Annotated in this window: 24 protein-coding genes; 18 read left to right on the top strand and 6 right to left on the bottom strand. The window is 65.0% G+C overall.

The genetic code is table 11. From position 1 onward, the window contains the following. The first annotated feature begins 244 nt into the window (after window positions 1–244). From DPM35_RS06075 to DPM35_RS06065, 3 genes are read left to right on the top strand one after another with little or no spacing between them, the layout of a single operon-like run. Window positions 245–1537 (top strand): ABC transporter substrate-binding protein, encoded by a 1293-nt coding sequence (locus DPM35_RS06075; RefSeq protein WP_112127066.1) that lies wholly within the window; start codon window positions 245–247, stop codon window positions 1535–1537. A gap of 28 nt (window positions 1538–1565) precedes the next feature. Beyond that, the gene (locus DPM35_RS06070; RefSeq protein ID WP_112126424.1) at window positions 1566–2456 is read left to right on the top strand and encodes a carbohydrate ABC transporter permease; all 891 of its coding nucleotides are present in this window, start codon (window positions 1566–1568) and stop codon (window positions 2454–2456) included. Beyond that, a complete protein-coding gene (locus DPM35_RS06065; RefSeq protein ID WP_112126423.1) occupies window positions 2453–3313 on the top strand; it encodes a carbohydrate ABC transporter permease in 861 nt (286 codons plus the stop codon). The genes DPM35_RS06070 and DPM35_RS06065 overlap by 4 nt, the downstream gene beginning before the upstream one ends. Window positions 3314–3336: 23 nt before the next feature. Here DPM35_RS06065 and DPM35_RS06060 read toward each other — a convergent pair whose 3' ends face one another. Beyond that, window positions 3337–4332: a LacI family DNA-binding transcriptional regulator gene (locus DPM35_RS06060; RefSeq protein ID WP_181591939.1), complete on the bottom strand. Its 996-nt coding sequence runs from the start codon at window positions 4330–4332 to the stop codon at window positions 3337–3339. Between the two features lie 324 nt (window positions 4333–4656). On the opposite strand from DPM35_RS06060, the gene DPM35_RS06055 reads away from it, so the two are divergent. From DPM35_RS06055 to DPM35_RS06040, 4 genes are all read left to right on the top strand, one after another. Then, window positions 4657–5409 (top strand): ABC transporter ATP-binding protein, encoded by a 753-nt coding sequence (locus DPM35_RS06055; RefSeq protein WP_112126421.1) that lies wholly within the window; start codon window positions 4657–4659, stop codon window positions 5407–5409. A 19-nt stretch (window positions 5410–5428) separates the two neighbouring features. Beyond that, a complete protein-coding gene (locus tag DPM35_RS06050; RefSeq protein WP_112126420.1) occupies window positions 5429–6244 on the top strand; it encodes an ABC transporter permease in 816 nt (271 codons plus the stop codon). A gap of 55 nt (window positions 6245–6299) precedes the next feature. Further along, the gene (locus DPM35_RS06045) at window positions 6300–7283 is read left to right on the top strand and encodes an ABC transporter substrate-binding protein (RefSeq protein ID WP_112126419.1); all 984 of its coding nucleotides are present in this window, start codon (window positions 6300–6302) and stop codon (window positions 7281–7283) included. Between the two features lie 110 nt (window positions 7284–7393). Then, the gene (locus DPM35_RS06040; protein ID WP_112127065.1) at window positions 7394–8317 is read left to right on the top strand and encodes a nucleoside hydrolase; all 924 of its coding nucleotides are present in this window, start codon (window positions 7394–7396) and stop codon (window positions 8315–8317) included. 179 nt (window positions 8318–8496) lie between these two features. Here DPM35_RS06040 and DPM35_RS06035 read toward each other — a convergent pair whose 3' ends face one another. After that, entirely contained in the window at window positions 8497–9684 is a 1188-nt protein-coding gene (locus DPM35_RS06035; protein ID WP_112126418.1) for a Gfo/Idh/MocA family protein, read from the bottom strand. A gap of 197 nt (window positions 9685–9881) precedes the next feature. On the opposite strand from DPM35_RS06035, the gene DPM35_RS06030 reads away from it, so the two are divergent. From DPM35_RS06030 to DPM35_RS05990, 9 genes are all read left to right on the top strand, one after another. Next, window positions 9882–10781 (top strand): MurR/RpiR family transcriptional regulator, encoded by a 900-nt coding sequence (locus tag DPM35_RS06030; protein ID WP_245431452.1) that lies wholly within the window; start codon window positions 9882–9884, stop codon window positions 10779–10781. A gap of 196 nt (window positions 10782–10977) precedes the next feature. Then, window positions 10978–11760 carry an SDR family oxidoreductase gene (locus DPM35_RS06025; protein WP_112126416.1) on the top strand — a complete coding sequence of 261 codons (783 nt, stop codon included), beginning with the start codon at window positions 10978–10980 and terminating at the stop codon, window positions 11758–11760. Further along, a complete protein-coding gene (locus tag DPM35_RS06020) occupies window positions 11757–13283 on the top strand; it encodes a mannitol dehydrogenase family protein (RefSeq protein WP_245431451.1) in 1527 nt (508 codons plus the stop codon). The genes DPM35_RS06025 and DPM35_RS06020 overlap by 4 nt, the downstream gene beginning before the upstream one ends. Window positions 13284–13302: 19 nt before the next feature. Beyond that, window positions 13303–14214 (top strand): sugar phosphate isomerase/epimerase family protein, encoded by a 912-nt coding sequence (locus DPM35_RS06015; protein ID WP_112126414.1) that lies wholly within the window; start codon window positions 13303–13305, stop codon window positions 14212–14214. An 86-nt stretch (window positions 14215–14300) separates the two neighbouring features. Beyond that, window positions 14301–15335 carry an ABC transporter substrate-binding protein gene (locus tag DPM35_RS06010; protein WP_112126413.1) on the top strand — a complete coding sequence of 345 codons (1035 nt, stop codon included), beginning with the start codon at window positions 14301–14303 and terminating at the stop codon, window positions 15333–15335. Between the two features lie 199 nt (window positions 15336–15534). Beyond that, complete coding sequence (locus DPM35_RS06005) at window positions 15535–17079, top strand: sugar ABC transporter ATP-binding protein (protein ID WP_112126412.1); 1545 nt, start codon at window positions 15535–15537, stop codon at window positions 17077–17079. Next, on the top strand, window positions 17076–18062 hold the full coding sequence (locus DPM35_RS06000; protein ID WP_112126411.1) for an ABC transporter permease: 987 nt from the start codon (window positions 17076–17078) through the stop codon (window positions 18060–18062). The genes DPM35_RS06005 and DPM35_RS06000 overlap by 4 nt, the downstream gene beginning before the upstream one ends. Next, window positions 18059–19045, top strand: coding sequence for an ABC transporter permease (locus tag DPM35_RS05995; protein WP_112126410.1), 987 nt, complete (start codon window positions 18059–18061; stop codon window positions 19043–19045). The genes DPM35_RS06000 and DPM35_RS05995 overlap by 4 nt, the downstream gene beginning before the upstream one ends. Window positions 19046–19296: 251 nt before the next feature. Next, window positions 19297–20019, top strand: coding sequence for a Crp/Fnr family transcriptional regulator (locus DPM35_RS05990; protein WP_342633665.1), 723 nt, complete (start codon window positions 19297–19299; stop codon window positions 20017–20019). A gap of 79 nt (window positions 20020–20098) precedes the next feature. Here the strand turns inward: DPM35_RS05990 and DPM35_RS05985 are convergent, their stop codons facing one another. The 4 genes from DPM35_RS05985 to DPM35_RS05970 all read right to left on the bottom strand — a co-directional run bounded on the left by DPM35_RS05985 (window position 20099) and on the right by DPM35_RS05970 (window position 23459). After that, a complete protein-coding gene (locus DPM35_RS05985; protein WP_245431450.1) occupies window positions 20099–20485 on the bottom strand; it encodes a hemerythrin domain-containing protein in 387 nt (128 codons plus the stop codon). 82 nt (window positions 20486–20567) lie between these two features. After that, complete coding sequence (cydX, locus tag DPM35_RS05980) at window positions 20568–20699, bottom strand: cytochrome bd-I oxidase subunit CydX (RefSeq protein WP_112127063.1); 132 nt, start codon at window positions 20697–20699, stop codon at window positions 20568–20570. Between the two features lie 20 nt (window positions 20700–20719). Beyond that, on the bottom strand, window positions 20720–21874 hold the full coding sequence (gene cydB, locus DPM35_RS05975; RefSeq protein ID WP_112127062.1) for a cytochrome d ubiquinol oxidase subunit II: 1155 nt from the start codon (window positions 21872–21874) through the stop codon (window positions 20720–20722). 13 nt (window positions 21875–21887) lie between these two features. Then, window positions 21888–23459: a cytochrome ubiquinol oxidase subunit I gene (locus DPM35_RS05970; RefSeq protein ID WP_112126408.1), complete on the bottom strand. Its 1572-nt coding sequence runs from the start codon at window positions 23457–23459 to the stop codon at window positions 21888–21890. Between the two features lie 99 nt (window positions 23460–23558). Here DPM35_RS05970 and DPM35_RS05965 point away from each other — a divergent pair, with 99 nt between their 5' ends. Both DPM35_RS05965 and DPM35_RS05960 read left to right on the top strand, forming a co-directional pair. Then, complete coding sequence (locus DPM35_RS05965) at window positions 23559–25175, top strand: ATP-binding cassette domain-containing protein (protein WP_112126407.1); 1617 nt, start codon at window positions 23559–23561, stop codon at window positions 25173–25175. Next, the gene (locus tag DPM35_RS05960; RefSeq protein WP_112126406.1) at window positions 25172–26770 is read left to right on the top strand and encodes an ATP-binding cassette domain-containing protein; all 1599 of its coding nucleotides are present in this window, start codon (window positions 25172–25174) and stop codon (window positions 26768–26770) included. Before DPM35_RS05965 ends, DPM35_RS05960 begins: the two co-directional genes overlap by 4 nt. Window positions 26771–26801: the final 31 nt, after the last annotated feature.

The raw sequence follows: 26801 nt of genomic DNA, 5'->3' as shown, positions 1-26801 counted from the left end.
TTATAACGACATGATGCCAGCCACAAGTGCCTGAGCGTCATGGACTGTTTCACGCAGGTAGCTAACCTGATAGAAAGGCGAAAGATAATATATTGATTTATAATGATAATTTTACTGAATTGCTGCCCCGGAGGATTTTTGGCTTACAAAACGCTGTCGAACGGTGGCACGTAAGGGGCTTGCGCCTTTGCTCAAACTTGTCATAACGTCATGGCTCTTGTTGTGGCTTGTGTGGAGGATGCCGATGTCGCTTGCCTGGATCTCGAAGCTGGCTCTCGCCGCGGGGCTCGTTGCGCTGCCCGCGACCGGATGGGCGCAATCGGTCAACATCTCCTACCTGACGCATTGGTCGCCGGAAACGGTGGCGCTGCTCGAGGCGGCGGCCAAGGATTTTTCCAAGCAGAATCCCGATGTCGCCGTCACCGTGCGCGCGGTTCCTTTCGGCGATCTCTTGACCACGCTGCGCTCGCAGGGCGGCTCCTCCGACGGCCCGACGATCGGCGGCATCTACGATCTGTGGCTGCCGGAGCTGGCCAAGGACAAGCTCGTCGCCCCTGCCCCCGATGCAGTTGCCAGTGAGGTGAAGAGCGCCTGGCCGGCCGGCGTCGTCAGCGCTGCTTCTGTCGGCGGCACGCTTTACGGCATCCCGAACGAGATCGACGTCTACGCGCTGAACTACAACAAGGAACTGTTCAAAGCGGCAGGCATTGCCGCCCCGCCCAAGACATGGGCCGAATTCAAGGATGCCGCCGCCAAGCTGACCGACAAGGACAAGGGCCAGCAGGGCTTCGGCATGATCAACTCATGGGCGGCGGGCGTGGTCCATCCTTTCGCGTCGCTCCTCGTCTCCAATGGTGGCAACCTGGTCAAGGATGGCAAGCCGGCGCTGGACAGTCCCCAGGCCGGCGAGACCTTCGCGCTCTACGAAGACTTGATAAAGTCCGGCGCGAGCAATCCCGCGATGGCGACGGCCGACGCCAACACAACCGGTCCGTTCCTCGACAATTTCGTCTCCGGCAAGACCGGCATGATCATCATGGCCAATTGGTGGGAAAGCGCGCTGAAGACCGGAATGGGCGACAAGTTCGCCAACATCGCCACCGCGCCGATCCCGGTCGGCCCGAGCGGCGACAAGCCGCATTCTATCTCCTACTCCTGGATGACCGTCGTCAACGCCAAGGCGGGCGAGGCCGAGCAGAAGGCGGCCTGGCAATTCCTCGCCTGGCTGAACAGCCCGAAATCCGGCAAGAACGGCGCCTCGGCCATGTCCGACATCTTGATGTCGATGGGCATCCTGCCGTCACGCACTTCCGACATCGAGGCGCACAAGGACAAGCTCGGCTCGGAGTTCCTCTCCGGCTACGTCTCCGTGCTCGCCGATGCGCGGCCCTTCCCCGTCGTGCTCGGCGGCCAGGAATTCTCGGAATCCCTGCAGCAGACCCTCGAGGCGTTGCAGTATGGCCAGGTCTCGGCCAAGGATGCGCAGGCGAACGCTCAGGCCGATGCCACCTCGATCCTGGAGCGCGCCGCCAAGTAAGTTCGGGTCGCTGACCGGAAGCAGGTGAATGGCCAAAGCTTTTCGTGCCTCGGCGGGCATCATGCTTGCGCCCGCCGTGACATTGATCGGCGTGTTCGTGCTGCTGCCGATGCTGCTCACCATCTGGCTGTCCTTCCAGGACTGGTCGACGCAGACACCCTTTTCCGAGGCGAGCTTCGTCGGCTTCGGCAATTTCAACGAGATCTTCGGCCCCACCTCGGTCGGCCGTGACTTCAAGACCGCGCTCCTCAACACCGCGATCTACACCGCGCTGTCGGTCGCCCTCATCCTGCCGCTGTCGGTGGTCTTTGGGCTGCTGGTCTATCAGCGCGAGGTCGCCGGCGGCACGGCGCTGCGCACCGTGCTGTTTTCGACCTACATGGTGCCGATGATCGCCGTCGCGCTGGTCTGGTCGAAGCTCTACTCGCCGAGCGAGGGCCCGCTCAACCAGCTGCTCGGCCTGATCGGCGTCGGCCCGCAGCCCTGGCTCTCCTCGCCACGTTCGGCGCTGGTTTCGATCGTGTTGCTCAATGTCTGGCAGCAGGTCGGCTATTTCACCGTGCTCGCCATCGCCGGGCTGACGCAGATCCCCGGCAGTCTTTATGAGGCGGCGACGCTGGACGGCGCCAACGGCCGCGAGCAGTTCCGCTTCATCACGCTGCCCCTGCTGCGCCGCACGCTTCTCTTCAGCGCCGTCATCGCCATCATCAACGCCGTGCAGGTGTTCGAGCCGGTGGCGCTGATCACGCAAGGCGGACCGGTCGGCTCGACCAACGTGCTCACCTACCATGTCCGCCGCGTCGGCATCGAACGCGCGCAGGGTGGGCTGGGCTCCGCCATGGCGGTGATGCTGATGCTGTCGCTGATCGTCTGCGTTTCGGCGCTGTTCTCACTTGTCAACCGCAAGGACGGCGAATGAGCGCATCAACCCGATCGCTCGCCCGCAAGCGCCCTTCGGGCCGCAAGGCGCTGCTTGCGACCGCAATGCTTCTGGTCGCCGTAGCCTCCGCCTTCCCGCTCGCCTGGATGGTGCTCTCCAGCCTGAAGACGCCGGCCGAGACCATGCAGGTGCCGCCGGTCTGGATCCCGCGCACACCGACCCTGGAGGCCTATGAGAAGGTCGCCGGTGTCATCAATGTCGGCAGGTCAATGTGGAATTCTTTGATCATCGCCTCGGTCACCACGGCCGGCATCCTGGTCACCAGCATGATGGCTGGCTACGCCTTCGCCAAATATTCCTTCCCCGGCCGCTCGCTTTTGTTTTCCGTCCTGATCGCCACCATGTTCCTGCCGCCGATCGTGACGCTGATCCCGCTCTACCGCATGGTCGGGTCGCTGGGCTTGAGCGCCAGTCTGGCCGGCATCATCGTGCCCAACCTCGCCAACGCCTTCGGCATCTTCCTGATGCGCCAGTTCATCGCCGGTGTACCCGACGACCTCATCGACGCCGCGCGCATGGACGGCGCTTCCGAGCTGCTCATCCTCTACAAGATCGTGGCGCCGAGCGTGGCGCCGGCGATCGCAGCGCTCGCGCTCTTCGCCTTCGTCTATCACTGGAACAGCTATCTGTGGCCGCTCACCGTGTTGCAGGGCAATGCCGACGCCTATCCGATCGTCATCAGCCTCAGCCGGCTGCTCAGCTACAACCGCGGCGCCGTCAACACCGGCCTGGTGATGGCCGGCGCCACGCTCGCCGTGCTGCCGCCGCTGGTGCTCTTCGTCTTCCTGCAGCGCTTCTTCGTCGATTCGATCGTGGGGTCGGCGATCAAGGGATAGAGCCAAGCAGCCGTCCGGTGCCGTCAGGTCGTCTCCCGCAGGATCACAGTCGGCTCCATCAGCACCATCCGGCGCGGCTGCGTCGGATCATCGAGAAAATCGATCAGCGCATCCACCGCCAGTTGACCGGCCTCCGAAATGCGCCGTTCGACCGTCGACAGCGGCCTGACCAGAAGCGGCGCGATGTAGATGTTGTCGAAGCCCATCACCGCGCAATCCTCGGGGACGCCCAAGCCCCGCTCGCGCAGTGCGACCGTGGCGCCCATCGCCAGCATATCGCTCATGCAGCACATGGCGGAAAAGCTGGTGCGGTCGAGCAGCGTGCGGGTGGCCATCAGCCCGAAGCGATGATTGAACGCGCCGCACTCGATCAGGTCGGGATCGATCGGCAGCCCGGCCTCGCGATGCGCCCGCTCATATCCCGCCCGCCGGATCTTGGTGTTCGAGGCTAAGGGATTGCCGCTGACGAAGGCTATGCGCTTGTGTCCGGCCCCAATCAGATGGCTGGCCGACAGGAACGCTCCTGTCTCATAATCCGTATCGATGCGCGCGGCGAGACAATCGAGCTCGGGTATCTCGCGGTCCATCGAGATCAGCGGAATCCGGAGCCTTTCCAGCAATCCGGCGTCCGGGATCAGATCGCTCGCGGCCATCACTATTCCGTCGACGCCATGGCTTGCAAGGAAGGTGAGATGCGCCGCTTCCTTCTCGGGATCGCTGTCGGAATTGCACAGGATCGTCGAATAGCCGCGCTCGCGCGCCGCGACATCGCAGGCGCGGACGAGCTCGGTGAAATAGGCGTTGAGGATGTCCGGCACGATGATGCCGATAACGCGCGAACTGCGCGTGACCAGCGAGCGGGCAATCGAGTTGGGCGTGTAGTTGCGCTCCCTGGCGAGGGACCAGATTTTCTCCCGGGTCTCCTCGCTTATGAACTGGTCTTTTCGGTTGAGCACCTTTGAGACCGTTGCGGCCGAGACCCCCGCCTGGCGGGCGATGTCCTTGATCGTGATTGCCACATTCCCTCGCATGTCGACGAACAGCAAACGGTCGCCAGCCCCCTGTCGGCAGATCGCCATGCGACTAGCATGGATCGCGTTTCCAAGAAACAAGGTCGCGCCATCCACAGCCCTTGCCGCCGATTTGACAGCGGTCCTGAAACCATCTAGGTAAACGTTTACTTACGTGAGTTCAATGTTGTTTCTGGCAATGAGCAGCCTGGCCGATGCCCAGCCAGGCCTGCCCGGCGCCGGAGGGGAGGACCTATGCCTTTTCGAGCCTGCCTGCTTCGAGAGGATCGCTGAATGCCGGATCCGCGTCAGCCGCCCAGCGAGCCTTTGCCAATGCAATCCGCCTCCACCAAATTGTCCATCGGGGACCTCAACGTCCGTTTCGGTTCGGTTGTCGCGTTGAAGGATGTCAGCCTCGACATCGCCGACGGCGAATTCGTCTGCATCCTCGGCGCTTCGGGCTGCGGCAAGAGCACGCTGTTCAACGTCGTCTCGGGCCTGCTCAAGGCGACGTCGGGCAAGATCGTGCTCGACGGCCAGGATGTCTCCAACCGTCCCGGCCAGGTCGGCTACATGCTGCAGAAGGACCTGATGCTGCCCTGGCGCACGGTGCTCGGCAACATCACGCTCGCCGCCTCCCTCACGCGCGGCGCCACCGCCAAGGACCGCGACGAAGCCGCCGAACTCGCCAGCCGCTATGGCCTAGGCGATTTCCTCAACCACTATCCGCACGCGCTGTCGGGCGGCATGCGCCAGCGCGTCGCCATGATGCGCACCATCGCCGCCGGACGCCAGGTGATGCTGCTCGACGAGCCATTCGGCGCGCTCGACGCGCAGACGCGGCTCGGCATGCAGCAATGGCTGCTGCAGCTCTGGCGCGACCTCAAGCGCACCATCCTATTCGTCACCCACGATGTCGACGAGGCGATCTATCTCGCCGACCGCATCGTGGTGATGACGCCGCGGCCGGGCCGCATCGCCGACATCCTCACCGTCGACCTGCCGCGGCCACGGCCGCTGGAAGTGCTGACGACCGACACCTTCGTCGGCCTGAAGCGTCAGATCATGCAGCACCTCTACCACTAAGCGCGGAAGAGCCACCCAAATGAACACACGCTTTGGCGCGGCGGCAGGGCCGTTCCTGATCTGGGTCGTCGCCATGGTGCTGATCCTGGTCGCCTGGCAATTGCTGGTCTGGGCCACCGGCCTGCCGCCCTATGTCATCCCGCCGCCGGCGCTCGCCTTCTCGACGCTCCTCGACAACTGGCCGCGGCTCTCGGTGCTGACTGGCCAGACGCTTTACGAAACCGCGATCGGCTACCTGCTCGGCGCCGTCATCGGCTTCCTGCTCGCTTTGGCGATGGGCCAGATCCGTGTCGTCCAGCGCCTGGTGATGCCGGCGCTGATCATCTCGCAGGCGGTGCCTATCGTCGCCATCGCGGCGCCCTTGGTCATCATCTTCGGCTTCGGCATCACGCCGAAGCTGATCATCGTCGCCTGGATCGTGTTCTTCCCGGTCGTCGTCAACGTGCTCGACGGCCTGGCTTCGGTCGACCGCGACATGCTCAACCTCGCCCGCCTGATGGGCGGCGGGAGTTTGCGCACCTTCGCCATCGTCAAGCTGCCCGCCTGCATCGGGCCGCTGTTCTCCGGCCTCAAGATCGGCGCGACCTATGCGGTGACCGGCGCGGTGATCGGCGAATGGACGGCTTCGTCCAAGCAGGGTCTCGGCACCTATCTGCTCACCGCCAACGCGCAGATGAACACGGCCGGCGTCTACGCCGCCATGCTTCTGCTCACCGTCATCGGCGTCGGCTCCTTCCTGCTCGTCTTCGGGCTGGAGGTGCTGATGACGCCGTGGCGCTCCCGCTCCACCGCGCCCGCATGGGCGCAATGGAAACCGTCGCAACCCGCTTCGTGACGAACCAGGAAATCTCGAAACGCCAACCAACGACAACAGGAGGAGTTCAGTGCATATGACCTATACGAAATTGCTCTCGGCAACCGCGGGCCTGCTTGCCCTTGCCACGGCCTTCGGCGCGGTTCCGGCCAGCGCCGCCGACCTCACCACCGTCCGCTTCGTCTATGACTGGCCCAGCGCCGACTTCGAGCTGATCCCGACGCTGGTCGGCCAGCAGAAAGGCTTCTATGAAGCCGAAGGCATCAAGGTCGATGTCATCTTCCCGCCGGACTCGCAGACCACCGCGCGCCTGCTTGCGGTCGGCCAGGCCGAGATCGGCTTCGAGGCCACCACCGACGTGGTGTTCGGCGCCGCGCAAGGCATTCCGATCACCTCGGTCGGCCTTTACACCAAGAGCAACAATTGGGGCCTGTTCGGCCGCCCGGACGAGCCGCTGTCGCTCGACAATCTGAAGGGCAAGTCTATCGCCATCTACACCGACTCCTGGACCAAGGCGATGATGCCTTTCGTGCTCAAGGCCGCCAAGCTGACCGAGGACGACGTCAAGCTGATCATCGCGCAGGATTCAGACACCAACCTGCTGCTCGCCGGCAAGATCGACATCGCTACCAACACCGAGAACTATCTGGTGCCGCAGGTGCAGGAGACCCTGAAGAAGGACCCGACCGCCCTGGTCGGCAAGGCCGCCGGCGCGCCCGATGTGCCGGTCTGGACCTACACCGCCTCCACCGACTACCTGGCCGCTCATGGCGATGTCGCCAAGAAGTGGATGCGCGCCACCATCAAGGCGACCGAGTGGGCGGCCGAACATCCCGAGGAAGCGGCCGAGATGTTCACCAAGGCTTACCCCGAGGGCGGCAGCCTTGCCTATAACGTCTCCGGTTGGAAGCTGACCGCGGCGCTGATGAAGGGCGACAGCGGCTACATGATGCAGGAAGACAAGAACTGGCTGCCGATCGCCCAGGCACTCAAGGATACCGACCAGATCAAGGAGGTCCTTCCTGGTTCCAAATACTACACCAACGAACTGCTGAAATAGAAAGCGGTTTTCGTCCCGTCGGCCCGGCGGCGCGCTTCGCATGAACCACGACAAGGCCGCCCTCAGTGGCGGCCTTTTTCAACGCGACACAGAAAATGGACTTTTCAGGCATGGCCAAGAGCAGAATCATCGTCGATTGCGACCCCGGCGTGGACGACGCCATTGCGCTTCTACTGGCGTTTGCCTCGCCCGGCGAGATCGAGATCGTCGGCATCACGACGGTCAACGGCAATGTCTCGCTGCCGTTGACCACGCGCAATGCGTTGCGCATCACCGCGATGGCCGGTCGTCAGGATATTCCGGTCTATCCCGGTTGCAGCCGTCCGATTATCCTGCCGGGCCATCCGAGAGAGCCCTCTGTGCACGGCCTCGACGGCCTTGGCGATCTCGGCGTGGCCGATGCCACCCACGAGGCGGAGCGCCAGCACGCCGTCGACTTCATCATCGACACGGTGCTGCGCGAGCCCGGCCAGATCACGCTTTGCCCGATCGGGCCGATGACCAACATCGCGCTGGCGCTGATTAAAGAACCGTCCATCGCCGGCAAGATCAAGGCCATCGTGTTGATGGGTGGCGCCGTTTTCAGCCCGGGCAACACCGCGACAGATGCCGAATTCAACATCTGGATCGATCCGCACGCGGCGCAGGTCGTGCTGTCATCCGACATCCCGATCACCATGTTCGGGCTGGACGTCACCCGCCACGCGACGCTGACCCAGGAGAGGTTCGAACGGCTGGAGCGCGGCAGCAGCCCGATCATGAAGACGGCTATCGCCATGATGCGCTACTATGGCAGCGGCGACGCCAGCCTGCATGACCCTTGCGTGACCGCGTTCCTGATCGACCCGACGCTGTTCAAGGGCGTCGACGCGGCGATCGAGGTCGACTGCGATCCCGCCGGCACCTACGGCCGCACACGAGCGACGCCTATCGAGAACGGCGCCGGCAAGGACCGGCCGACCTGCCACGTTATCACCGAGGTCGACGACGAACGGCTGTTCCAGCTTATCGACCAGCGGCTGCGGCTCCTCTAGAGCAATTCCAGGAAAAGTGTGAGCGGTTAAGTTCGGCGTCTTCGCCGTAACCTTCCGTCCGGAATTGCGTAAAAACAAAGAGATAGAGCGGTTCGCCGTTTCCGTGAAACGGTGAAACGCTCTAGTTCGAAGGGCCCAGTCTCTTTCGAAGGGCCCAGTCTCTCGGCAGCGTCCGGCGGTCACCCCCCAAACCGCGCCGGCGTCCAAGCTCCTCTGGCCGCGTTCGACTCCACCGCCGCGGCGACGAACTTCACGCCGCGCGCGCCGTCGACCACATCGGGTACCTGTGCTGTCCGCGCGGCATCTTCCATTCCGCCCGCGCGATGCGCGCGGATGATGTCAGCGGCGTCGCGATAGAAATTGGCGAAGGCCTCGATATAGCCTTCCGGGTGCGCCGCCGGCATGCGCGAGACGCGCCGGGCTTCCGCCGTCGCGCCATGGCCGCCGCGCACCAGCGTGCGCGATTCCTCGCCATAGGGCGAGAAGCGCAGTTCCTCCGGGCGCGATCCAGACCATTCGAGCCCGGCCTTCTCGCCATAGATGCGCACTGAAAGGTCGTTGTAATGGCCGGGCGAGGTCTGGCTGGCGAGGATGGTGCCGCGCGCCCCGCCTGTCCAGCGTACGAGCACATGCGCGTTGTCGTCGAGGCGGCGACCGGGCACGGCGGTGAACAGATCGGCCGAAACCGCCTCGGCCTCGAAACCGGAAATGAAGCTCGCCAGATTGAAGGCATGCACGCCAATATCGGCGAGCACCGCCGACTGCCCGGCGCGCGCCGGATCGGTGCGCCATTCCGCCTGCTTCTGGCCCTCGGCGTCGATCGGTTTGGTCAGCCAGTCCTGGATATAGGCGGCATGCAGCGACACGATGCGGCCGAGCTCGCCCGCCGCCACCATCTCGCGCGCCTGGCGCACCATGGCGTAGCCGGTGTTGTTGAGCGTGACGACGAAGCGGCGCTGCTTCGCTTTGGTCAGCGCCACCAAGGCTTCGGCCTCGCCAAGCGTCGTCGACAGCGGCTTGTCGCAGATGATGTCGATGCCGGCTTCGAGGAAGGCGGTGGCGATCGGTGCGTGCAGATGGTTGGGCGTGACGATGACCACCGCCTCGATGCCGTCCGGTCGTGCCGCCTCGGCCTTGGCCATGGCATGGTAGTCGGCATAGCTTCGCTCCGGCGCGATGCCGATCTCGGCGGCGGAGGCCGCGGCATTCTCGGGATCGGAGGACAATGCGCCGGCGACCAGCGCGATCTGGTCGTCGAGCCGCATGGCGAGGCGATGCACCGCGCCGATGAAGGCATTGCGGCCGCCGCCGACCATCCCGACCCGAAGGCGTTGGCGTGTGGTTCCGTCCGCTGTTGCGTAGACCATGATTGAGATTATCCTCCCGATTGCAGCGATGGCCCGCCGTGGTGCGGACCATAGGCAGCCCACCGTCGTTTTCGAATGATATTTCTATTTTTTGTTTTGTAAAACGATCGTGCCGCGCTAGCGTTTCTCGTGGCCCAATTGATGGGCCGCATCCGGAGGGAGGTTCGGGTGTCTCAAGCCGTCTTCGGGTACGTCGCATGAGTGGCCATCGCGGCGCGGCCGACGAACCGTTTGCGCATAGTATGGAGACGGCTGCGAGAAAGCGAAGCCGTTCGCTGGCGGCGCTGGGCTACACCAAGCCGCAAACCTATGAAGAGCTGCGGGCGGTGCTTGCGTCAGGCACCGTGCATTTCCCCAAACGGCTTCGCCAGGTAGCGATCTTCCTCTGGCAGCATCCGAGCGAGGTGGCGCTGGGCTCGATCGCGCAGGTGGCCGACCAGGCCGGCGTGCAGCCCTCGACCCTGGTGCGCTTCGCGCAGATCTTCGGCTATTCGGGCTTTTCCGATTTCCAGCTCCTGTTCAAGGATCGCATGAAAGGCTCCTGGCCGGATGCGCAAGGCAGCCCGGACAGGGCCGAGGAGCCGAATGCCGACCTGCATTTCCTTAGTGGCATGGTCGGCGCCTGCCAGGCCTCGCTCGGCCGCATCGGCAATGATTTCGATATCGCCGGTTTCGAGACGATGGTCGATCATCTGGCGGCGGCCGAGCTGATCTACGTCATCGGCAGCAAGCGCGCCTTTCCCGTCACCGCCTATTTGTCGCTGACGCTGTCGCAGCAGGGCGTACGCAATGTGCTGGTCGACAATGTCGGCTCGACCGCGCTCGACCAGGTCGGCTGCATCACGCCGCGCGACGCGGTGCTCGCCGTGTCCTTCAGCCCCTACAATTCGATCACGCCCGACCTCGTCGCCGTCGCGCATGAGCGCAAGGCGCGCATCCTCACCATCACCGACAGCACATTTTCGCCGCTGGTGAAACTCTCCGACACCTGGCTGGAAGTGGTCGAGCAGGATTTTGGCGGGTTCCGTTCGCTCGCCGCCTCGCTCGCGGTCGGCATGGCCTTGGTCCACGGCGTCGTCGCGCGCCGGACAGGCTGACAAGAGCAATTCCAGGAAAAGAGTGAGCGGTTAAGTTCGGCGTCTTCGCCGTAACCTTCTGTCCGGAATTGCGAAAGACAAGGACATAGAGCGGTTCACCGGTTCCATGAAAACGGCGAACCACTCTGAGACGATTGACTAAAGAGAACTATCGTTCCATATTTGAAAAAATAGAAACTTTGTTCCGGGAGGAGGAATGGAGGTTCGTCTCGACGACAAGGTGGTGATGGTCACCGGCGCGACGCAAGGCATCGGCCGGGCGGTTGCCGAGACGCTTGCGCGCTCGGGCGCTGCCGGGCTGCTGATAACCGGCCGGGACCAAAAACGCGGCGACGCTGTTGCCGCCGAACTGATGGCCATGGGTGCCGCCACCGTTTTCGCTGCCGCCGACCTCGGCGATCCCGAAGCCCCGGCGCGGTTGGCCTGGGCCTGCATTGAACGCTTCGGCCGCATCGACGGTCTCGTCAACGCCGCGGGCCTCACCGATCGCGCGTCCTTCGTCGACGCCACGCTCGACGATTGGTCGTCGCTGTTTGCCGTCAACGCCCGCGCGCCTTTCTTCCTCATGCAGGCGGCGATCGCCGACATGAAGAAGCGCGGACAGGGCGGCGCGATCGTCAACATCTTGTCGATCAACGCGCATTGCGGCGCGCCGGAGCTTGCCGTCTATTCCGCCACCAAGGGCGCGCTGGCGACGCTGACCAAGAACGCCGCCAACGCCCACCGCTTCGACCGCATCCGCGTCAACGGCATCAATGTCGGCTGGACCGACACCCCGGCCGAACGCATCATGCAGGCCGAGACGCTGGGCCACGGGCCGGGCTGGCTCGACGCGGCCAATGCCACGCAGCCCTTCGGCCGGCTGTTCTCCGTCACTGACATCGCCAACCTTGCCGTCTTCCTGCTTTCCGATGCGGCCGGCCCGATGACCGGGACGCTGGTCGACCAGGAGCAATGGGTGATCGGAGCCAACCGGTGAGCGCCGAGAACCTCAGCCCTGCCCTATTGGGTCGCTTGCCATCCGAGGTCCGCAAGCCGGCTTACGATCGCACGGCGCTGAGGCCGGGAATCGCCCATATCGGCGTCGGCGCCTTCCACCGCTGCCACCAGGCCGAATACACCGACGACCTCCTGGCGAAGGATTTCGACCGCTGGGGACTGGTCGGCATCAACATACGCCCTCCTCTGCTGGCCGACACGCTGGGGCGGCAGGACGGTCTCTACACGCGGCTCATCCGCCAGAACGACGAAGTCGAAGCGCGTATCGTCGGCAGCATCATGCGCGTCGTCGACAGTCAGGACAATGCCGCGCCGGCGCTGGACGTGCTCGCCTCGCCCGAGATCGAGATGGTCACCATGACGGTGACGGAGAAAGGCTATTGCCACATCCCCTCGAGCGGCGCGCTCGACCTTGACCACCCCGACATCGTCCACGATCTCGCCAATCCGCAAACGCCGCGCAGCGTGCCCGGCATCCTGGCAAGGGCGCTGGAACTGCGCATGGCCACGCATGGCCGGCCGGTGACGCTGCTGTCCTGCGACAACGTCCCGACCAACGGCACCATCCTCGGCAATGTCGTGCGCACATTCGCCGAGCGTCGCGGCGGGAAGCTGGCGGACTGGATCGAAGCCAATGTCGCCTTCCCCTCGGCCATGGTCGACCGCATCGCGCCGGCGCCGACCGCGGCCGATATCGACACGGTCGAGCAGCGCTTCGGCTACCGCGACGGCGCCGTCGTCGTCGGCGAGCGCTTCCGCCAATGGGTGATCGAGAACCGCTTCGCCGGACGCGTGCCGCGCTGGGACCTTGTCGGCGCCAGCTTCGTCGACGACGTCACACCATTCGAGCATCTCAAGATGCGGGTGCTGAACGGCGCCCAGACGACGCTCAGCTATCTCGGTGTTTTGGGCGGTTTCGAGCACACGTTCGAGGCGATAGCCGACCCGCTTCTGGCAGACTTCGTCCGCCGCATGCTGACTGAGGAAACACTGCCGACGCTGATGCCCGTGCCCGGGATATCGCCCACGGCCTATGTCGAGCAGAGCCTGTCGCGCCTCACCAACACCGCGATCCGCCATCGCAACCACCAGATCGCCACCGACGGCTCGCAGAAGATAGTGCAGCGCCTGCTCAACCCGATCCGCGACCGCCTGGCGAAGGGCGGGGGCATCGAGCTTCTTTCGGTTCCCGTGGCAAGCTGGATGGCCTATCTGATCAAAGCGTCGGCGCGCTTCGGCCGCGCCTGGCAGGTATCCGACCCCTTCGCCGAAAGAATTGCGACAATCGCCGACCGCATTGGTTCGAACAGCAAACTGCTCGCCGACGCGATCTTGGGAATCGACGCTGTCTTCGACCCGTCCTTGGCCGCCAACGCGATGTTCCGCGCGCATGTCGTCGCCGACCTCGACGGCCTGCTCTCGAATGATCCGATAGGCTTTGTCAGACAAGTCTGTTCTGGGCCAACAGATGCGCCGTTGAAGCAGCCGGCTCGATCTGCATAGTTTGGTATTGGGAGGCATCATGAAACTTGGACTGCTCACGGCACCATTTCCGGATACTGCTCTCGGCGAGGTCGCCGACTGGGCGCGCTCGGCCGGTTTCGAAGCGCTGGAAATCGCCTGCTGGCCGAAGACTTCCGGGGCCAGCCGCCGCTATGCCGGCACCAGCCATATCGACGTGGACATCTCGGCAGCTGAAGCCAAGGACATTGCCGCCGGGCTTGCCGGCAAGGGCCTGGCCGTCTCCGGCCTCGGCTTCTATCCCAATCCGCTCCATCCCGACCGGACGCATCGCGAGGCGGTGATCGATCACCTGAAGAAGGTGATCGTGCTGGCGAGCCGCATGGGGGTCTCGCTTGTCAACACATTCTGCGGCGGCGACGCCTCGAAGCATGTCGACGCCAACTGGGAGGACGCGCAAAAGGTCTGGCCGGCGATCATCGCCCACGCCCGCGAGCACGGTGTAAAACTCGCCTTCGAGAATTGCCCGATGATCTTCAGCTATGACGAATGGCCGGGCGGGCACAACATCGCCTACTCGCCTTACATCTGGCGCCGCATCCTCGAAGCCTGGGGCGGCGATGTCGGCATGAATTTCGACCCTTCGCATCTCGTCTGGCAGATGATCGACAAGGAGCGCTTCATCCGCGAGTTCGGCAAGAACATGCTGCATGTGCATGCCAAGGACCTGATGATTGATCATGATGGTTTGTACGAGCGCGGAATCCTTTCCGCTGGCATAGGCTGGCAGGTGCCGCGCATGCCGGGGCTTGGGGACATCGATTGGAGCAGGATTTTTTCGGGCCTCTACCGGGCCGGTTATGACGGGCCGGTCATCATCGAGCATGAGGACCGGCGCTTCGAGGGGACGGATGAGAAGGTCAAGCGCGGCTTCCTGCTTGCCCGCGACGTGCTGCGCCCCTTCATCAAATGACGAAAAGCTTGGCGCCGGTCGCATCGGCGCCCAGGAAATGAAGACATCGAACTGAACCGAAAAGATCAATGTGGAGGAGTACTGACATGAAGAAACATCTGACCGTGGCCTCGCTTCTTGCCGGCGCCGCCTTGCTTGCCTCGGTGGGCGCCTCGGCCGCAGCCGGCAAATACACGATCGGCATTTCCAACACCGTGCAGGGCAATGGCTGGCGCGAGGAGATGATCTGCGCGATGAAGGCGCAGGCGCTCGCTTCCGGCGAAGTGGCCAAGCTCAACATCGCCCACCGCAACACCGACGCCGCCGGCCAGCTCGAGGACATCCGCAACCTGATCAGCGCCAAGGTCGACGCCATCGTCGTCAACCCGGCCGATCCGGCCGGCATCAAGGCAGGCCTCGAGGAAGCCACCAAGGCCGGCATCGTTGTCGTCGCCGTCGACCAGGCGGTGACCGAGCCCTCCGCCTACATCATCTCCAACAACCAGGAGCAGTACGCCTATCTCGGCGCCAAGTGGCTGTTCCAGCAGATGGGCGGCAAGGGCGAGGTGTTCTATATGCGCGGCGCCGCCGGCGCTTCGGCCGACAGCGACCGCGACAAAGGCTTCAAGAAGGCGCTCGCCGAATTCCCCGACGTGAAGGTCGCGCAGGAAGTCTTCACCGGCTGGCAGCAGGATCAGGCCAAGCAGCAGATCCTATCCTTCCTCGCCACCGGCACGCCGATCAACGGCATCTGGACCTCCGGCATCGACAACGTCATCGTCGACGCGCTGGTCGAGCAGCAGGCGCCCATGGTGCCGGTCGTCGGCGCCGACAATGCTGGCTTCGTCGGCCAGTTGAACACGGTCAAGGGTCTGGTCGGCGCGGCCGTCACCAATCCCGGCTCGATCGGCGGCGCCGGCGTGACGCTCGCCCTGCAGATCCTCGACGGCAAGAAGCCGGCGCAGCAGACCGTGCTGGTCAATCCGGAACTCTGGGAAAACGCCACCGACGCAGGCAAGGCCAAGCTGAAGTCCGCCGCCGATCCGTCGCTCAGCCCCGAATGGCCGGTTTCGATCTCGATCCCGGACTGGACGACCTACACCAAGGACCAGATCGTAGCCTGCAAGGGCCCGGGCGAATAAGCGCTTGATCTGACCGAAGCGCAAGGACGCTGGACCAAGGTCTGGCGTCCTTGCCATTTGATTTGGCACGCATAGTTTGAGCCTTCGAGCATTCCAGGAAAAGTGTGAGCGGTTTTCCGTCCGGAATTGCGTAAAAACAAAAGGATAGAGCGGTTCGCCGTTTCCGTGAAACGGTGAAACGCTCTAGATCGAGAACGCTTTGACCACCAACCCTCTCCTCGACGCCACCGGTGTCGCGAAAAACTACGGTGCGGTTGCAGCGCTGCGCAACGCCTCGCTGTCGGTGCCGCCTGGCGAAGTCCATGCGCTGATGGGCGCCAACGGCGCCGGCAAGTCGACGCTGGTGAAGATCCTGACCGGCGCGATCAAGGCGGATGCCGGCCGCATCCTGATCCGCGGCAAGCAGCTCGATGTCCGTTCGCCCGCCGACGCCCGCCGCGCCGGCCTGCTGCCGGTCTACCAGGAACCGTCGCTGATCCCCGACCTCGATGTCCTGTCCAATCTGCGGCTGACCGGAACCCCGGTCGAACCCTTCCGCGCCTGGGTGCGCGAGCTCGGCATTCCTGACCTCGACATCCGCGAGACCGCCCGCAATATCCCCCTGGCCATCCTGCGCGTGCTCGACCTGGCGCGCGCGCTCGCCGTCGAACCCGACGTGCTTCTGCTCGACGAGATGACCGCGGCGCTGCCGGCGAACCTCGCCGAGAAGGTGCTGGAAGTCGTGCGCCGTCAGGGCGACGCCGGCCGCTCGGTCATCTTCATCTCGCACCGTTTCGTCGAGATCTCCGCGCTGTGCGACCGCGCCACCGTTTTGCGTGACGGCTCGACGGTCGGCGTCGTCGACATCGAGCCTGGCATCGAGGAAAGAATAGTCGAGATGATGCTCGGCACCCGCATCGAGAAGACGCGCGTTGCCGCGCGCGCGGCGAATGATGTGGCGGTTGCGGCCGGCGGCCGTCCGCGCCTGTCTGTCCGCAACCTGCAGCTCGGCACCAAGCTTAACGACGTCTCCTTCGATCTCGCCAATGGCGAGGTCGTCGGCGTCTTCGCGCTCGAGGGCCAGGGGCAGGACGAGCTCTTCGCAGCACTTGCCGGCTCGATCCGCCCGACCGGCGGCACGATCGACGTCGACGGCGCGCCGGTGAAATTCTCGCATCCGAGCGACGCCATCCAGGCCGGCATCGCCTATGTGCCGGGCGACCGCACCGAGGCTTTGGCCATGCAGCGTTCGGTGCGTGAGAACATCGCGCTGCCCTTCAGCGCCGGGCTGCGCAAATGGGGGCCGATCCGCATGCGCCGCGAACAGGTGGTGGTTTCCGGCGCCATCGGCAGATTGCAGATCGACACCCGCGCGCAGGGCGAGGTGCAGCGCCTTTCCGGCGGCAACCAGCAGAAGGTGACCATCGCCCGCTGGATCGCGGCCAATGCCCGCACCATCCTGTGCTTCGACCCGACGCGCGGCATCGATGTCGGCACCAAGCAGGAAATCTACAAGCTGCTGCGCGAGCTCGCCGGCCAGGGCAAGTCGGTGCTGTTCTACACCTCCGAAATGGAAGAGGTGCAGCGCGTCTGCGACCGCGTCATCGTCATCTTCGGCGGCCGCGTCGTCGACACTTTTTCGGTCGAGGAGGCCGATGAGCCGGCGCTGATGCGCGCCGCCTACGGCCTGCCGCGCGGCGCCAGGGCCGATGTCGGCATCCTTGCCGAGGTCAAACCCGCCTCCGATGCGGAGGCCGCGTCATGAGCCGCTTCTTCCGCAACCAGGGCTGGGTCGCCGGCCTCTTCGCCCTGCTGATCTTCCTCTTCGTCGTCACCAAGCTGATCCAGCCGGGCTATGGCAGCGGCGACTTCGGTTCGCTCGCCCGGGCAGTCCTGCCCTATGCCTTCGCCGTCGCGGCCCAGACCGTCGTCGTCATCGCCGGCGGCATCGACCTTTCGGTCGCCGCCATGATGGCGCTGACCAGCGTGACCGCCGCTTCGATGATGAACGGCGCCAGCGAGGAATACGCGCTCTTCGTCGTGCCCTTCGTGCTGGCCATGGGGCTGGTCCTCGGAGCGCTGAACGGCATCCTCATCGTCGTCACCCGGGTGCCCGACATCGTCGTCACCCTCGCCATGCTGTTCGTTTTGCAGGGCGCGGCGCTGCTCGTGCTCGGCGCGCCCGGCGGTGCCGCCGCCGAATGGCTGAAGGCAAGCGTCATCGGCACGGTGCCGATCCCCGGCCTGCCCGATTGGGCCGACGCCTGGGTGCCGAAGGCGCTGGTGCTGCTCGTCGTCTGCCTCTGCATCATCTGGATTCCGCTCAGGCGTTCACGCCTCGGCCTCTCCATCTACGCCATCGGCAGCAACGAGCTCGCCGCCTTTCGCAGCGGCGTGCCGGTGGCCCGCACCAGGATCATCGCCTATGCGCTCTCCGGCCTGTTCGCGGCGCTCGGCGGCCTGTCGCTCACCATCAGCACCGGTATCGGCGCGCCGATACCCGGGCCTTATCTGCTCGCCAGCGTCGCCGCGGTGGTGTTGGGCGGCGTCGCGCTCGGCGGTGGCAAGGGCGGCCTGCTCGGCCCGATCATCGCCGTCTTTGTGCTCCGGCTGGTGCGCACCGACCTGACGCTTCTGGCCATCGATCCGAACGTCACCGCCATTATCGAGGGCGCCATCATGGTCGCGGTCGTGATGTTCGGCGCCTTCATCACCATGCGGAGCCGCCCGGCAGGAGCAACGCCATGACCGACATCGCGACCATGCCCCGGCCCGTTTCGTTCGGCCGCCGCCTGAAGCGTATCATGGCGGACCGGCCGCTGATCCCGCTGATCATCCTTTTGATCATCCTCGTGGTGATCCTGCAGATCCTGCGCCCCGGCATCGTCAACGAGCGCTGGCTCGCCAACACGGCGAAATTCGCCATTCCGCTGGCGATCCTCGCCGGCTGCCAGACCATGACCATGCTGACTGGCGGCATCGACTTGTCCGTCGGCACGGTGGCGACGATGAGCGCCTTCATCATGGCGACCCAGATCGTCAACCAGGATCCGGCGGTGGCGTTCCTGCTGGCCATGCTGCCCGCGATGCTGATCGGCCTCGTCAACGGCGTTGGCGTCGGCGTGTTCCGGGTGCATCCGCTGATCATGACGCTCGGCACCAGCTTGATCGGCACCGGCTTCCTGCAGGTCTACCAGCGCACCGTGATCGCGTCCGGCGCCAAGATCCCGGATTTCCTCAACTGGCTGGGCACGGGTGTCACCTACGGTTTTCCCAATGCGCTTCTCCTGTTCGTGCCCGTCGCCGTGCTCATCGTCTTCATGCTGAACCGCACCGGCTTCGGCCGCCTGCTTTACGCCGTCGGGGACAATGAACGCGCCGCACGCCTGTCCGGCGTCCGCTACTGGCAGGTGATCACGGCGCTCTACGTCCTCTCCAGCCTGCTCGCCGGCATCACCGGCCTGCTCTATATCGGCCTGATCAAGGCGCCCTCGCTCTCGCTCGCCGAACCGCTGGTGCTGCCTTCGGTGGCCGCCGCCGTCATCGGCGGCACCTCGATCTTCGGCGGCCGCGGCGGCTATACCGGCACCATCATCGGCGCGCTGATCCTGACCGTGCTGACGACGCTGCTCACCATCCTGCAGATGCCCGAAGGCGGCCGGCGCATCCTGTTCGGCTTCATCGTGCTGTTCGTGACGGCGGCCTATCTGCGGATCGTCGAGGACCGCTAGAGCAATTCCAGGAAAAGTGTGAGCGGTTTTCCGTCCGGAATCGCGTAAAAACAAGAAGATAGACCATTTCACCGTTTCGGTGAAACGGTGAAATGGTCTAGCCCGCGCACGGCTCACTCCGCCGCCCGATGGGGATGATGTCCGACTCGAGCTCGGCGATGCGACGATGACCCAGGCGCGGACAGCTGCGACGCTTTCGCGTCCCGGCCTGCGTTGCCGCTGAGGGGCGGGAACACTATAGATGTTCCATCGTGCGCGAAGATATTCACACGGCAGGCGTCCCTGTACTCTGCGTTTCATGCGAGGCGCGGCATCGTGGCATATGCGGCGCGCTCAACGCCGGGCAGCTTGTCGATCTTGCCAAATCGACGAAACGGCACAAGGCCGAGGCCGGCAAGGAGCTGGTGGGCGATTCCACGAGCGTCGAGCGTTTCTCGAACGTGCTTTCAGGCGTCGTGAAGCTGACCAAGACGCTTTCCGACGGCCGCCAGCAGATTGTCGGCCTGCAATTCGCTCCCGATTTCCTCGGCAGGCCCTTCCAGAGCGAGAGCACGCTCAGCGCCGAGGCCGCGACCGACGTCGAATTGTGCTCGTTCCCGCGCCAGGCGCTGGAGCGCATGATAAAGGAGCAGCCGGACCTTGAGCATCGCCTGCTCGAACAGAAGCTGCGGGAGCTTGACCAGGCGCGCGACTGGATGGTGGCGCTCGGCCGCAAGACGGCCTCCGAGAAGATCGCGAGCTTCCTTTTGATGATCGCGCGCAACATCGATCCCGCCGCCGGGCCGGAACGGCGCGGCGCGGCCTTCGATCTGCCGCTGTCGCGCGCCGAGATTGCGGATTTCCTCGGTCTCACCGTCGAGACGGTGAGCCGGCAGATCACCCGCCTGCGGGGCGAGAGCGTCATCCGTGTCGAGAACAACCGCCACGTCATCGTCGACGACATCGGGCGCCTGGCCGCGCGGGCCGGAGACTGATCCCCGCCGTGTCCCTTTAGAGCAATACCAGGAAAAGTGCGTAGCGGCTTTTCGTCCGGAATTGCGTAAGAACAAATACTTACTGATTGCCGAGAACCTTCGGCAGCACGTGGTCGCGCTCAAAGGCAATGTGGCGGCGCAACGATTCGAAAAAGGCGCGCAGCATATAGCCGAACGCCTCGGGATTTTCGATCTGCCGCCCGTGGCCATAGGCCAGCAGCGCCTCGCTGAGATCCGCCGCCGCGCTTTCATCCTCCATGTGCTCGAGCTTCAATCGCGCGACGGTGTCTTCCTCGCCCGTCTGTCGCGCAAAGGCAGGGAAGACGACCTCTTCCTCGAAGCGGTGGCACTCGCGCAGCAGCGGCAACAGGTCGGCCGCCACGGCGAGACACTGGAGCCGATCGACCCGCGACGGCAGGTCGTCGGCGATGCCTTCGAGCATGTGGCAGAGCGCGAGCTTCTGCATATGCGCCCGCCTCATATCCGCCGGGCTGTGCAGCGGCTCCGGCCCGGCGCCCGTCATGATAGCTCCTCCGTCACGCCCAGGCTCAAGGAGTGGGCAATGAGAGGGTGTCCTCCACGGGTTCTTCGCGAACCGTGCGCAACTCGTACCAGAGCGCGTTGAGGATGCCGACGGAGGCCGCCAGCCCGAGGCCGAGTATCCAGGAAAAATACCACATGGTCAGAAGCTCCGGTTTGATCAATAGGCCGACGAGCCCGCTTTCTCGATGCTCTTTTCACCGACCTTGCCCCACAGCACCCTGTAGACCCAGGCGGTGTAGGTAAGGATCAGCGGCATGAAGATCACCGTGGCAACCAGCATGTTGCGCAGCGTGGTGCGGCTCGACGAGGCGTCGAAGACCGCGAGCGAGTGGCCGGGGTTGCTGCTCGACGGCAACAGGATCGGGAACATTGCGAGGCCCACCGTGGCGATGATCATCGCAACGCCGAGCTTCGAGGCAAGGAAAGTCCACCCTTCGAGCCGCGCCTGGAAACCGGCGGCGGCAAGCAAGGGCGCGGCGACGCCGAGCGCGGGCACGATCCACAGCAGCGGATGGGCATGGAAGTTCGCCAGCCAGGCGCCGCTGTCCGCCACCACGGTCTTGACCAGCGGATTGGAGGGCCCGTCCCAGACGATCGGCGACGTCACGCGGTAGCCGCCGAGCAGGCCGAGCCAGACCAGCACGCCGCCGCCGGCGAACAGCACCGCCGTGATGATCGCGGAGCGCGTGCCGACGGCGCGAGCGCGCTCGGCGACGCTGCCTTCCGCCTTGAACGTGAGCCAGGCCGCGCCATGCGTCACCAGCATGGCGAGCGAGACCAAGCCGCAATAGAGCGCGAGCGGATTGAGCAAACCGAAAAGGCTGCCTTCATAGACCGGGCGCAGGTCCGGCGTGAAATGGAACGGCACGCCCTGCAGCGTGTTGCCCACGGCGACGCCGAAGATCAACGCCGGCACCGCGCCGCCGACGAACAACGCCCAGTCCCAGCGCGTGCGCCAGGCCGGATCGGGCCTTTTCGAGCGATATTTGAAGCCGACGGGACGCATGATCAGTGCCAGGAGCACCAGGAACATCGCGAGATAGAAGCCGGAGAAGCTCACCGCGTAAAGCGCCGGCCATGCCGCGAAGATGGCGCCGCCGCCGAGGATGAACCACACCTGATTGCCTTCCCAGACGGGCCCGATCGTGTTGATCGCCACGCGACGCTCGGCATCTGTCTTGGCCACGAAGGGCAGAAGCGCGCCGACGCCCATGTCGAACCCGTCGGTCGCGGCGAAGCCGATCAGCAGCACGCCGAGCAGTATCCACCAGATCACGCGCAGCGATTCGTACTCGAAGAGAAATTCGATCATCGTCGTGATCCTTTCACTCTGCCGGTTGCAATGCGGGATCGGCGCCCGCACGCAGATCATCGATGACCTGCGCGACCTCCGGTCCCTTGCGGATGGCGGCAAGCATCAGCCTGACCTCGATGACGGCGAGCACGCCATAGACGAGCGTGAAACCGGCAATGGTGAGCAGAAGGTCGGTCACGCCGAGCTCCGAGGTGGCGAGGAAGGTCGGCAGCACGCCGTCGATGATCCAGGGCTGGCGGCCGAACTCCGCCACGAACCAGCCCACCTCGGCGGCGATCCAGGGCAGCGGCATGGCAAGCAGCGCGGCGCGGAACAGCCAGCGCGGCGCTTCGCTCTCCCGGCTCGTGTGCCACAGCGACACCGCGAACAGCGCGGCGAGAACGAAGCCGCAAGCCACCATCAGGCGGAAACCGAAGAAAAGCAGCGGCACGTAAGGCACCGTCGACCAGGCCGCGTCCTTGATCTGCTGTTCGCTCGCCTGCCTCGGATCGGGCAGGTAGCGCTTGAGCAGCAGCGCGTAGCCGAGATCCTTGGAGCTGGCATCGAAGACTGCGCGGGCGGCGGTGTCGTTGCGGTCCGCCTTGATTCTTTCCAGCGCGTCGTAGGCCACGACGCCGTTGCGGATGCGAGCCTGCGCATGGGCGACGAGTTCGTCGATGCCGGCGATCTGCTTGTCGAACGAACGGGTGCCAATGATGCCCATCACCCATGGAATACGGATGGCGAAATGCGTCTCGTGGTCGTTTTGGCTCGGGATACCAAACGCAGTGAAGGATGCGGGCGCCGGCTCGGTCTCCCACATGGCTTCGATGGCCGCGAGCTTCATCTTCTGGTTGTCGGTGAGCGCATAGCCGCTTTCATCGCCGAGCACGATGACGGACAGCGCCGATGCCAGGCCAAACGCCGAGGCGATCACGAAGGAGCGCTTGGCGAGTTGCACATGGCGCCCGCGCAGCAGATACCAGGCCGAGACGCCAAGCACGAAAGTGGAAGCGCAGACATAGCCGGCCGAGACGGTGTGGACGAACTTTGCCTGCGCCACCGGATTGAAGATCACCGCCATGAAGTCCGTGACTTCCATGCGCATCGTATCCGGGTTGAAAGCCGAACCGACGGGATTCTGCATCCAGCCATTGGCGATCAGGATCCAGAGCGCGGAGAAATTGGTGCCGAGCGCCATCAGCCAGGTGACGATCATATGCGCGCGTGGCGAGAGCCGGTCCCAGCCGAAGAAGAACAGGCCGACGAAAGTGGCTTCCAGGAAGAAGGCCATCAGCCCCTCGATGGCGAGAGGCGCCCCGAACACGTCGCCGACATAGTGCGAGTAGTAGGCCCAGTTCATGCCGAACTGGAATTCCATGGTGATGCCGGTCGCGACGCCGAGCGCGAAGTTGATACCGAAGAGCACGCCCCAGAACTTCGTCATGTCGCGCCATATGGTGCGGCGGGTCATCACATAGACGGTTTCCATCATGGCGATCAGGATGGAAAGGCCGAGCGTGAGCGGGACGAAGAGGAAGTGGTAAAGGGCAGTTAGGGCGAACTGCAGCCGGGAAAGGTCTACGAGGAGAACGTCGGCCATGGGAGTATCCTTTCTGGGTACGCCCTCATAACGCGCGGAGGATATACTCGACTTGACATGAATCAATTCGTTTCGCCTGGCATGTGACAAAAGGAGTGCATGAACATAGCCGCCCTTCCCGCATCGTCCCCTGATCCCGGCGCCTCGGCGCCAGCCACGTTCACGGCGCTCTCCGCTGCCGAGCGATTGGCAAGGCCCGGACTGCGTAGTGTTCTCGCCTTGCAGGTGCTCCGCACCGTGCTCAGGCTCGGCTTTGCCGCTACGGCGGCGATGGCCGCTGGCCGGCTCGTGATGGGCGAGACGGTCGATCCATGGCTTGTCGCCGGAATGATCGCGCTGCTCGCGGCCGCATGCGTCGCCGGATTCGCCGCCGAAAGGTTGCAGGCCTCCGCGGAAAACGCCGTTTCGACGCGCCTGCGGGCGCTCGCGGGCGAGCGACTGGGCAAGATGCCGGCGCGGCAGCTGCAGTCGCTCTCGACGGGCGCCTTGATCGTCTCGATGCAGCGCCATCCCGAGTCGATCGCCGCGCTGGTGGTCGGCCATCGTGCCGCCACGACCATGATGGCGGTCGGACCGTTGCTCGCCGCCATCGCGCTTTGCTTCGTTTCCTGGCAGGCCGCGCTGCTGGTCATCTGCCTGACGCCGGTGATGATCCTGTTCTTCGCGCTGGTGGGGAATGCGATCCGTCGGCGCGCCGACGCCCAGGAGCGTGCCTTCGGCCGGCTGGCGGGCCAGTTCGCCGACCGCGTCCGCACGCTGCCCACAATTCTTGCCAACCACGCGACGGCAAGCGAGGAGGCGAAACTCGGCCGGCGCCTGGAGGGCTACGCTGGCGAGACGATCGGTCTGCTGCGTATAGCCTTTGCCAATGCCGGGATCATCGACTTCTTCGCCTCGCTCTCGATAGCGATCCTCGCCATCTTCCTTGGCCTGGGGCACCTGAAGCTTGCGACGATCCCGGGCTTCTCCAATCTCGAGCTCTGGCAAAGCCTGTTCATCCTGATGATCGCACCGGAATATTTCGCACCGTTCCGTGGCTTCTCGGAGCAGTACCATGCCAAGGCGGAAGGGCTGGCGGCGGCCGCCGCGCTGGACCTGCTGCTCGACGCGGCGCCGGTCACGGCCGGCGCCTTGCCGGTGCTCGACCGGTTGTGCCTGACATTGCCGGCGCATGGCCTCGTCGCCATCGTCGGCCCGAGTGGATCGGGAAAATCGACGCTTCTGCGCCGTCTCGCCGGGCTCGAGCCGGGCGCCATGCCGACGCCGGCAACCCGTCCGCTGGCCGCTGAAGAGATCGCCTGGGTTTCGACGGACGCCTACGTGCCCGAAGGAACACTGTCGGAGGCCATTTCGTGGAATGGCGGCGCGCTGGACCGGAGCCGGCTGGAAAATGCCGCCCGCGCGATCGGGCTGCTCGACGACGCGCTGCTGCCGGGCGGTCTCGATGCAAGGCTGGACAAGGGCGGCGCCAATCTTTCGGGCGGCCAGCGACTTCGCATCGCGATCGCCCGCGCGCAGCTTTCCGGACGAACCGTGCTGGCCGACGAGCCGACGGCAAAGCTTGACCGCGCGACCGCAGAGGCCGTGCGGCGCATGCTGATCGGGATTTCAGGGGCGAGGCTGGTCGTCGTGGCGACGCATGACCGGGACCTTGCCGCCGCCGCCGACCTGGTTGTGGATCTCACCCGTGACGATGCCGTTGAGGTGGCTGCATGAGCACCGCGTATCAGTCATCGAGCCGGAAGTCGTGGCGGCTGGCGACGGGTTTTGCCTTCACCGCGCTGGCCTGCGCCATATTGCTGGGCGGCGTTTCCGCCTGGCTGCTCGGATCGGTATCGATCGCCGGCCTTTCCGTCGCCGCTTTCACTTTCAACTTCCACATCCCCGCGGCCTTCATCAGGCTGTTCGCAGTCGGCCGCACCGTCGCCCGCTACGGCGAGCGGCTGACCGGCCACAAGGCCGCGCTCACCGATCAGATATCGCGTCGCGTCGAGCTGTTCGCCGCGATGGCGGCGGCGCCGGCAGTGCGCCGGGCCGGATGGCAGCTGGGCGACGATTCACGGCTTGCCGACTATCTGGACGACGTCGAGGACCTCGACTTCGCGAGGCTGCGCGCCGGCCTGCCGGCTCTGACGCTCGCCTGTGGCCTCGCGGTCCTGATCGCCGGCTCGGCGGTGCTGGCACCTTTATCCCTTCTGCCCATCACATTCTTGCTGCTTGCCATCCTGTTCGCGGGGAACCGGGTGGCCAGAGCTGGCGCCATGGCGTGGGATGAGACCAGGTCGCTGCGTCGCGGGGGCGCGAGCCGGCTTGGCGCGGCCATGGCGTCAGCCGTACCCCTGAAGGTGGAGGGCGCCTGGAACCGCGAATGCGCTGAGGCCCTTGCCGCTCTCTCTCGCGCCGACGGCGCGCAGCTTGCCCTTCGCCGGCTGCAGGCCACGCTGGACATGATCGCCGCGGCCTTCGGTCCGGCTGCCGGCGTCAGCGTGATGGCGGCTGCCTGGTATGCCGGCGGACAAGGCAGCGAACTTCTCGCGCCCATGCTGCTCGCCTTCTCCTGGCTGGCGCTGGGCGAAGCTATCAACGGCGGATCGCGTATGCTGGTTGCCGTGCTTCGCCGCAACGCGGCTCGCGCCGAGATCGGCCAATGGACACGCGGCACCGCGTCCGACAGGCGCGAATTCGCGCCGGATAACATCAAGCCCGGCCTCCTGCGTCACGGCGCCCTGCAGCGCCGCGCGCCCGACGGTCGGGCGATTGGAATGCCCATCTCCGTGCTCCTCGCGCGGGGCCAGCCGACGGTGCTCGTCGGCGCAAGCGGCTCGGGCAAGACGAGCCTGCTCAAGCAGATCGCGGGCTGGATCGGTGACGATGCCTTCGCCGCCGGCGACCGCATCCTGCCGGCAGGCGAGCGGCGCGCGCTCGTGTCCCTCGTCCTGCACGACGCGGTCGTGCTCGAGGACACCGTCCGCGCCAATCTCTTCGCCGGGGATGTCCCCGACGCAACGCTGTGGCGCGCGCTCGAAGCCGTCGAGATGGACGGCCGTATCCGCGAAGCGGGCGGGCTGGACAGCTGGGTCAGGCAGGACAGGTTCTCGCTCGGCGAAGCGCAGCGCATCAATCTCGCGCGCGCCTGGCTGTCATCCCGCCCCCTCGTGCTGCTCGACGAGCCGACCGAACACCTCGACGAGGTGCAAGGGGAGCGTATCCTCGAGCGACTGCTCGCCCGCTTCAGCGATAGGATCGTCGTCGTCTCCACCCATCGCGCGCCGCCGCTTCGCGATGTCCGCACGATCGAGCTGCAGCCGTGAACGCGGCCGGCGACCGATGGAAGCGGGCTCC

The organism is Mesorhizobium atlanticum, from assembly GCF_003289965.1.
Classification (GTDB): domain Bacteria; phylum Pseudomonadota; class Alphaproteobacteria; order Rhizobiales; family Rhizobiaceae; genus Mesorhizobium; species Mesorhizobium atlanticum.
This window is presented reverse-complemented; position numbering and strand designations above follow the sequence as displayed.

Excerpts from the sequence above, each read along its gene's own strand:
- DPM35_RS06030 (WP_245431452.1), top strand. The coding sequence starts at position 9,882 with ATGAGTGGCCATCGCGGCGCGGCCGACGAACCGTTTGCGCATAGTATG.
- DPM35_RS05960 (WP_112126406.1), top strand. The coding sequence starts at position 25,172 with ATGAGCACCGCGTATCAGTCATCGAGCCGGAAGTCGTGGCGGCTGGCG.
- DPM35_RS06055 (WP_112126421.1), top strand. The coding sequence starts at position 4,657 with ATGCAATCCGCCTCCACCAAATTGTCCATCGGGGACCTCAACGTCCGT.
- DPM35_RS06000 (WP_112126411.1), top strand. The coding sequence starts at position 17,076 with ATGAGCCGCTTCTTCCGCAACCAGGGCTGGGTCGCCGGCCTCTTCGCC.
- DPM35_RS05985 (WP_245431450.1), bottom strand. The coding sequence starts at position 20,485 with ATGCAGAAGCTCGCGCTCTGCCACATGCTCGAAGGCATCGCCGACGAC.
- DPM35_RS06045 (WP_112126419.1), top strand. The coding sequence starts at position 6,300 with ATGACCTATACGAAATTGCTCTCGGCAACCGCGGGCCTGCTTGCCCTT.
- DPM35_RS06070 (WP_112126424.1), top strand. The coding sequence starts at position 1,566 with ATGGCCAAAGCTTTTCGTGCCTCGGCGGGCATCATGCTTGCGCCCGCC.
- DPM35_RS06015 (WP_112126414.1), top strand. The coding sequence starts at position 13,303 with ATGAAACTTGGACTGCTCACGGCACCATTTCCGGATACTGCTCTCGGC.
- DPM35_RS06075 (WP_112127066.1), top strand. The coding sequence starts at position 245 with ATGTCGCTTGCCTGGATCTCGAAGCTGGCTCTCGCCGCGGGGCTCGTT.
- cydB (WP_112127062.1), bottom strand. The coding sequence starts at position 21,874 with ATGATCGAATTTCTCTTCGAGTACGAATCGCTGCGCGTGATCTGGTGG.
- cydX (WP_112127063.1), bottom strand. The coding sequence starts at position 20,699 with ATGTGGTATTTTTCCTGGATACTCGGCCTCGGGCTGGCGGCCTCCGTC.
- DPM35_RS05970 (WP_112126408.1), bottom strand. The coding sequence starts at position 23,459 with ATGGCCGACGTTCTCCTCGTAGACCTTTCCCGGCTGCAGTTCGCCCTA.
- DPM35_RS06025 (WP_112126416.1), top strand. The coding sequence starts at position 10,978 with ATGGAGGTTCGTCTCGACGACAAGGTGGTGATGGTCACCGGCGCGACG.
- DPM35_RS06040 (WP_112127065.1), top strand. The coding sequence starts at position 7,394 with ATGGCCAAGAGCAGAATCATCGTCGATTGCGACCCCGGCGTGGACGAC.
- DPM35_RS05995 (WP_112126410.1), top strand. The coding sequence starts at position 18,059 with ATGACCGACATCGCGACCATGCCCCGGCCCGTTTCGTTCGGCCGCCGC.
- DPM35_RS06035 (WP_112126418.1), bottom strand. The coding sequence starts at position 9,684 with ATGGTCTACGCAACAGCGGACGGAACCACACGCCAACGCCTTCGGGTC.
- DPM35_RS06010 (WP_112126413.1), top strand. The coding sequence starts at position 14,301 with ATGAAGAAACATCTGACCGTGGCCTCGCTTCTTGCCGGCGCCGCCTTG.
- DPM35_RS06065 (WP_112126423.1), top strand. The coding sequence starts at position 2,453 with ATGAGCGCATCAACCCGATCGCTCGCCCGCAAGCGCCCTTCGGGCCGC.
- DPM35_RS06050 (WP_112126420.1), top strand. The coding sequence starts at position 5,429 with ATGAACACACGCTTTGGCGCGGCGGCAGGGCCGTTCCTGATCTGGGTC.
- DPM35_RS05965 (WP_112126407.1), top strand. The coding sequence starts at position 23,559 with ATGAACATAGCCGCCCTTCCCGCATCGTCCCCTGATCCCGGCGCCTCG.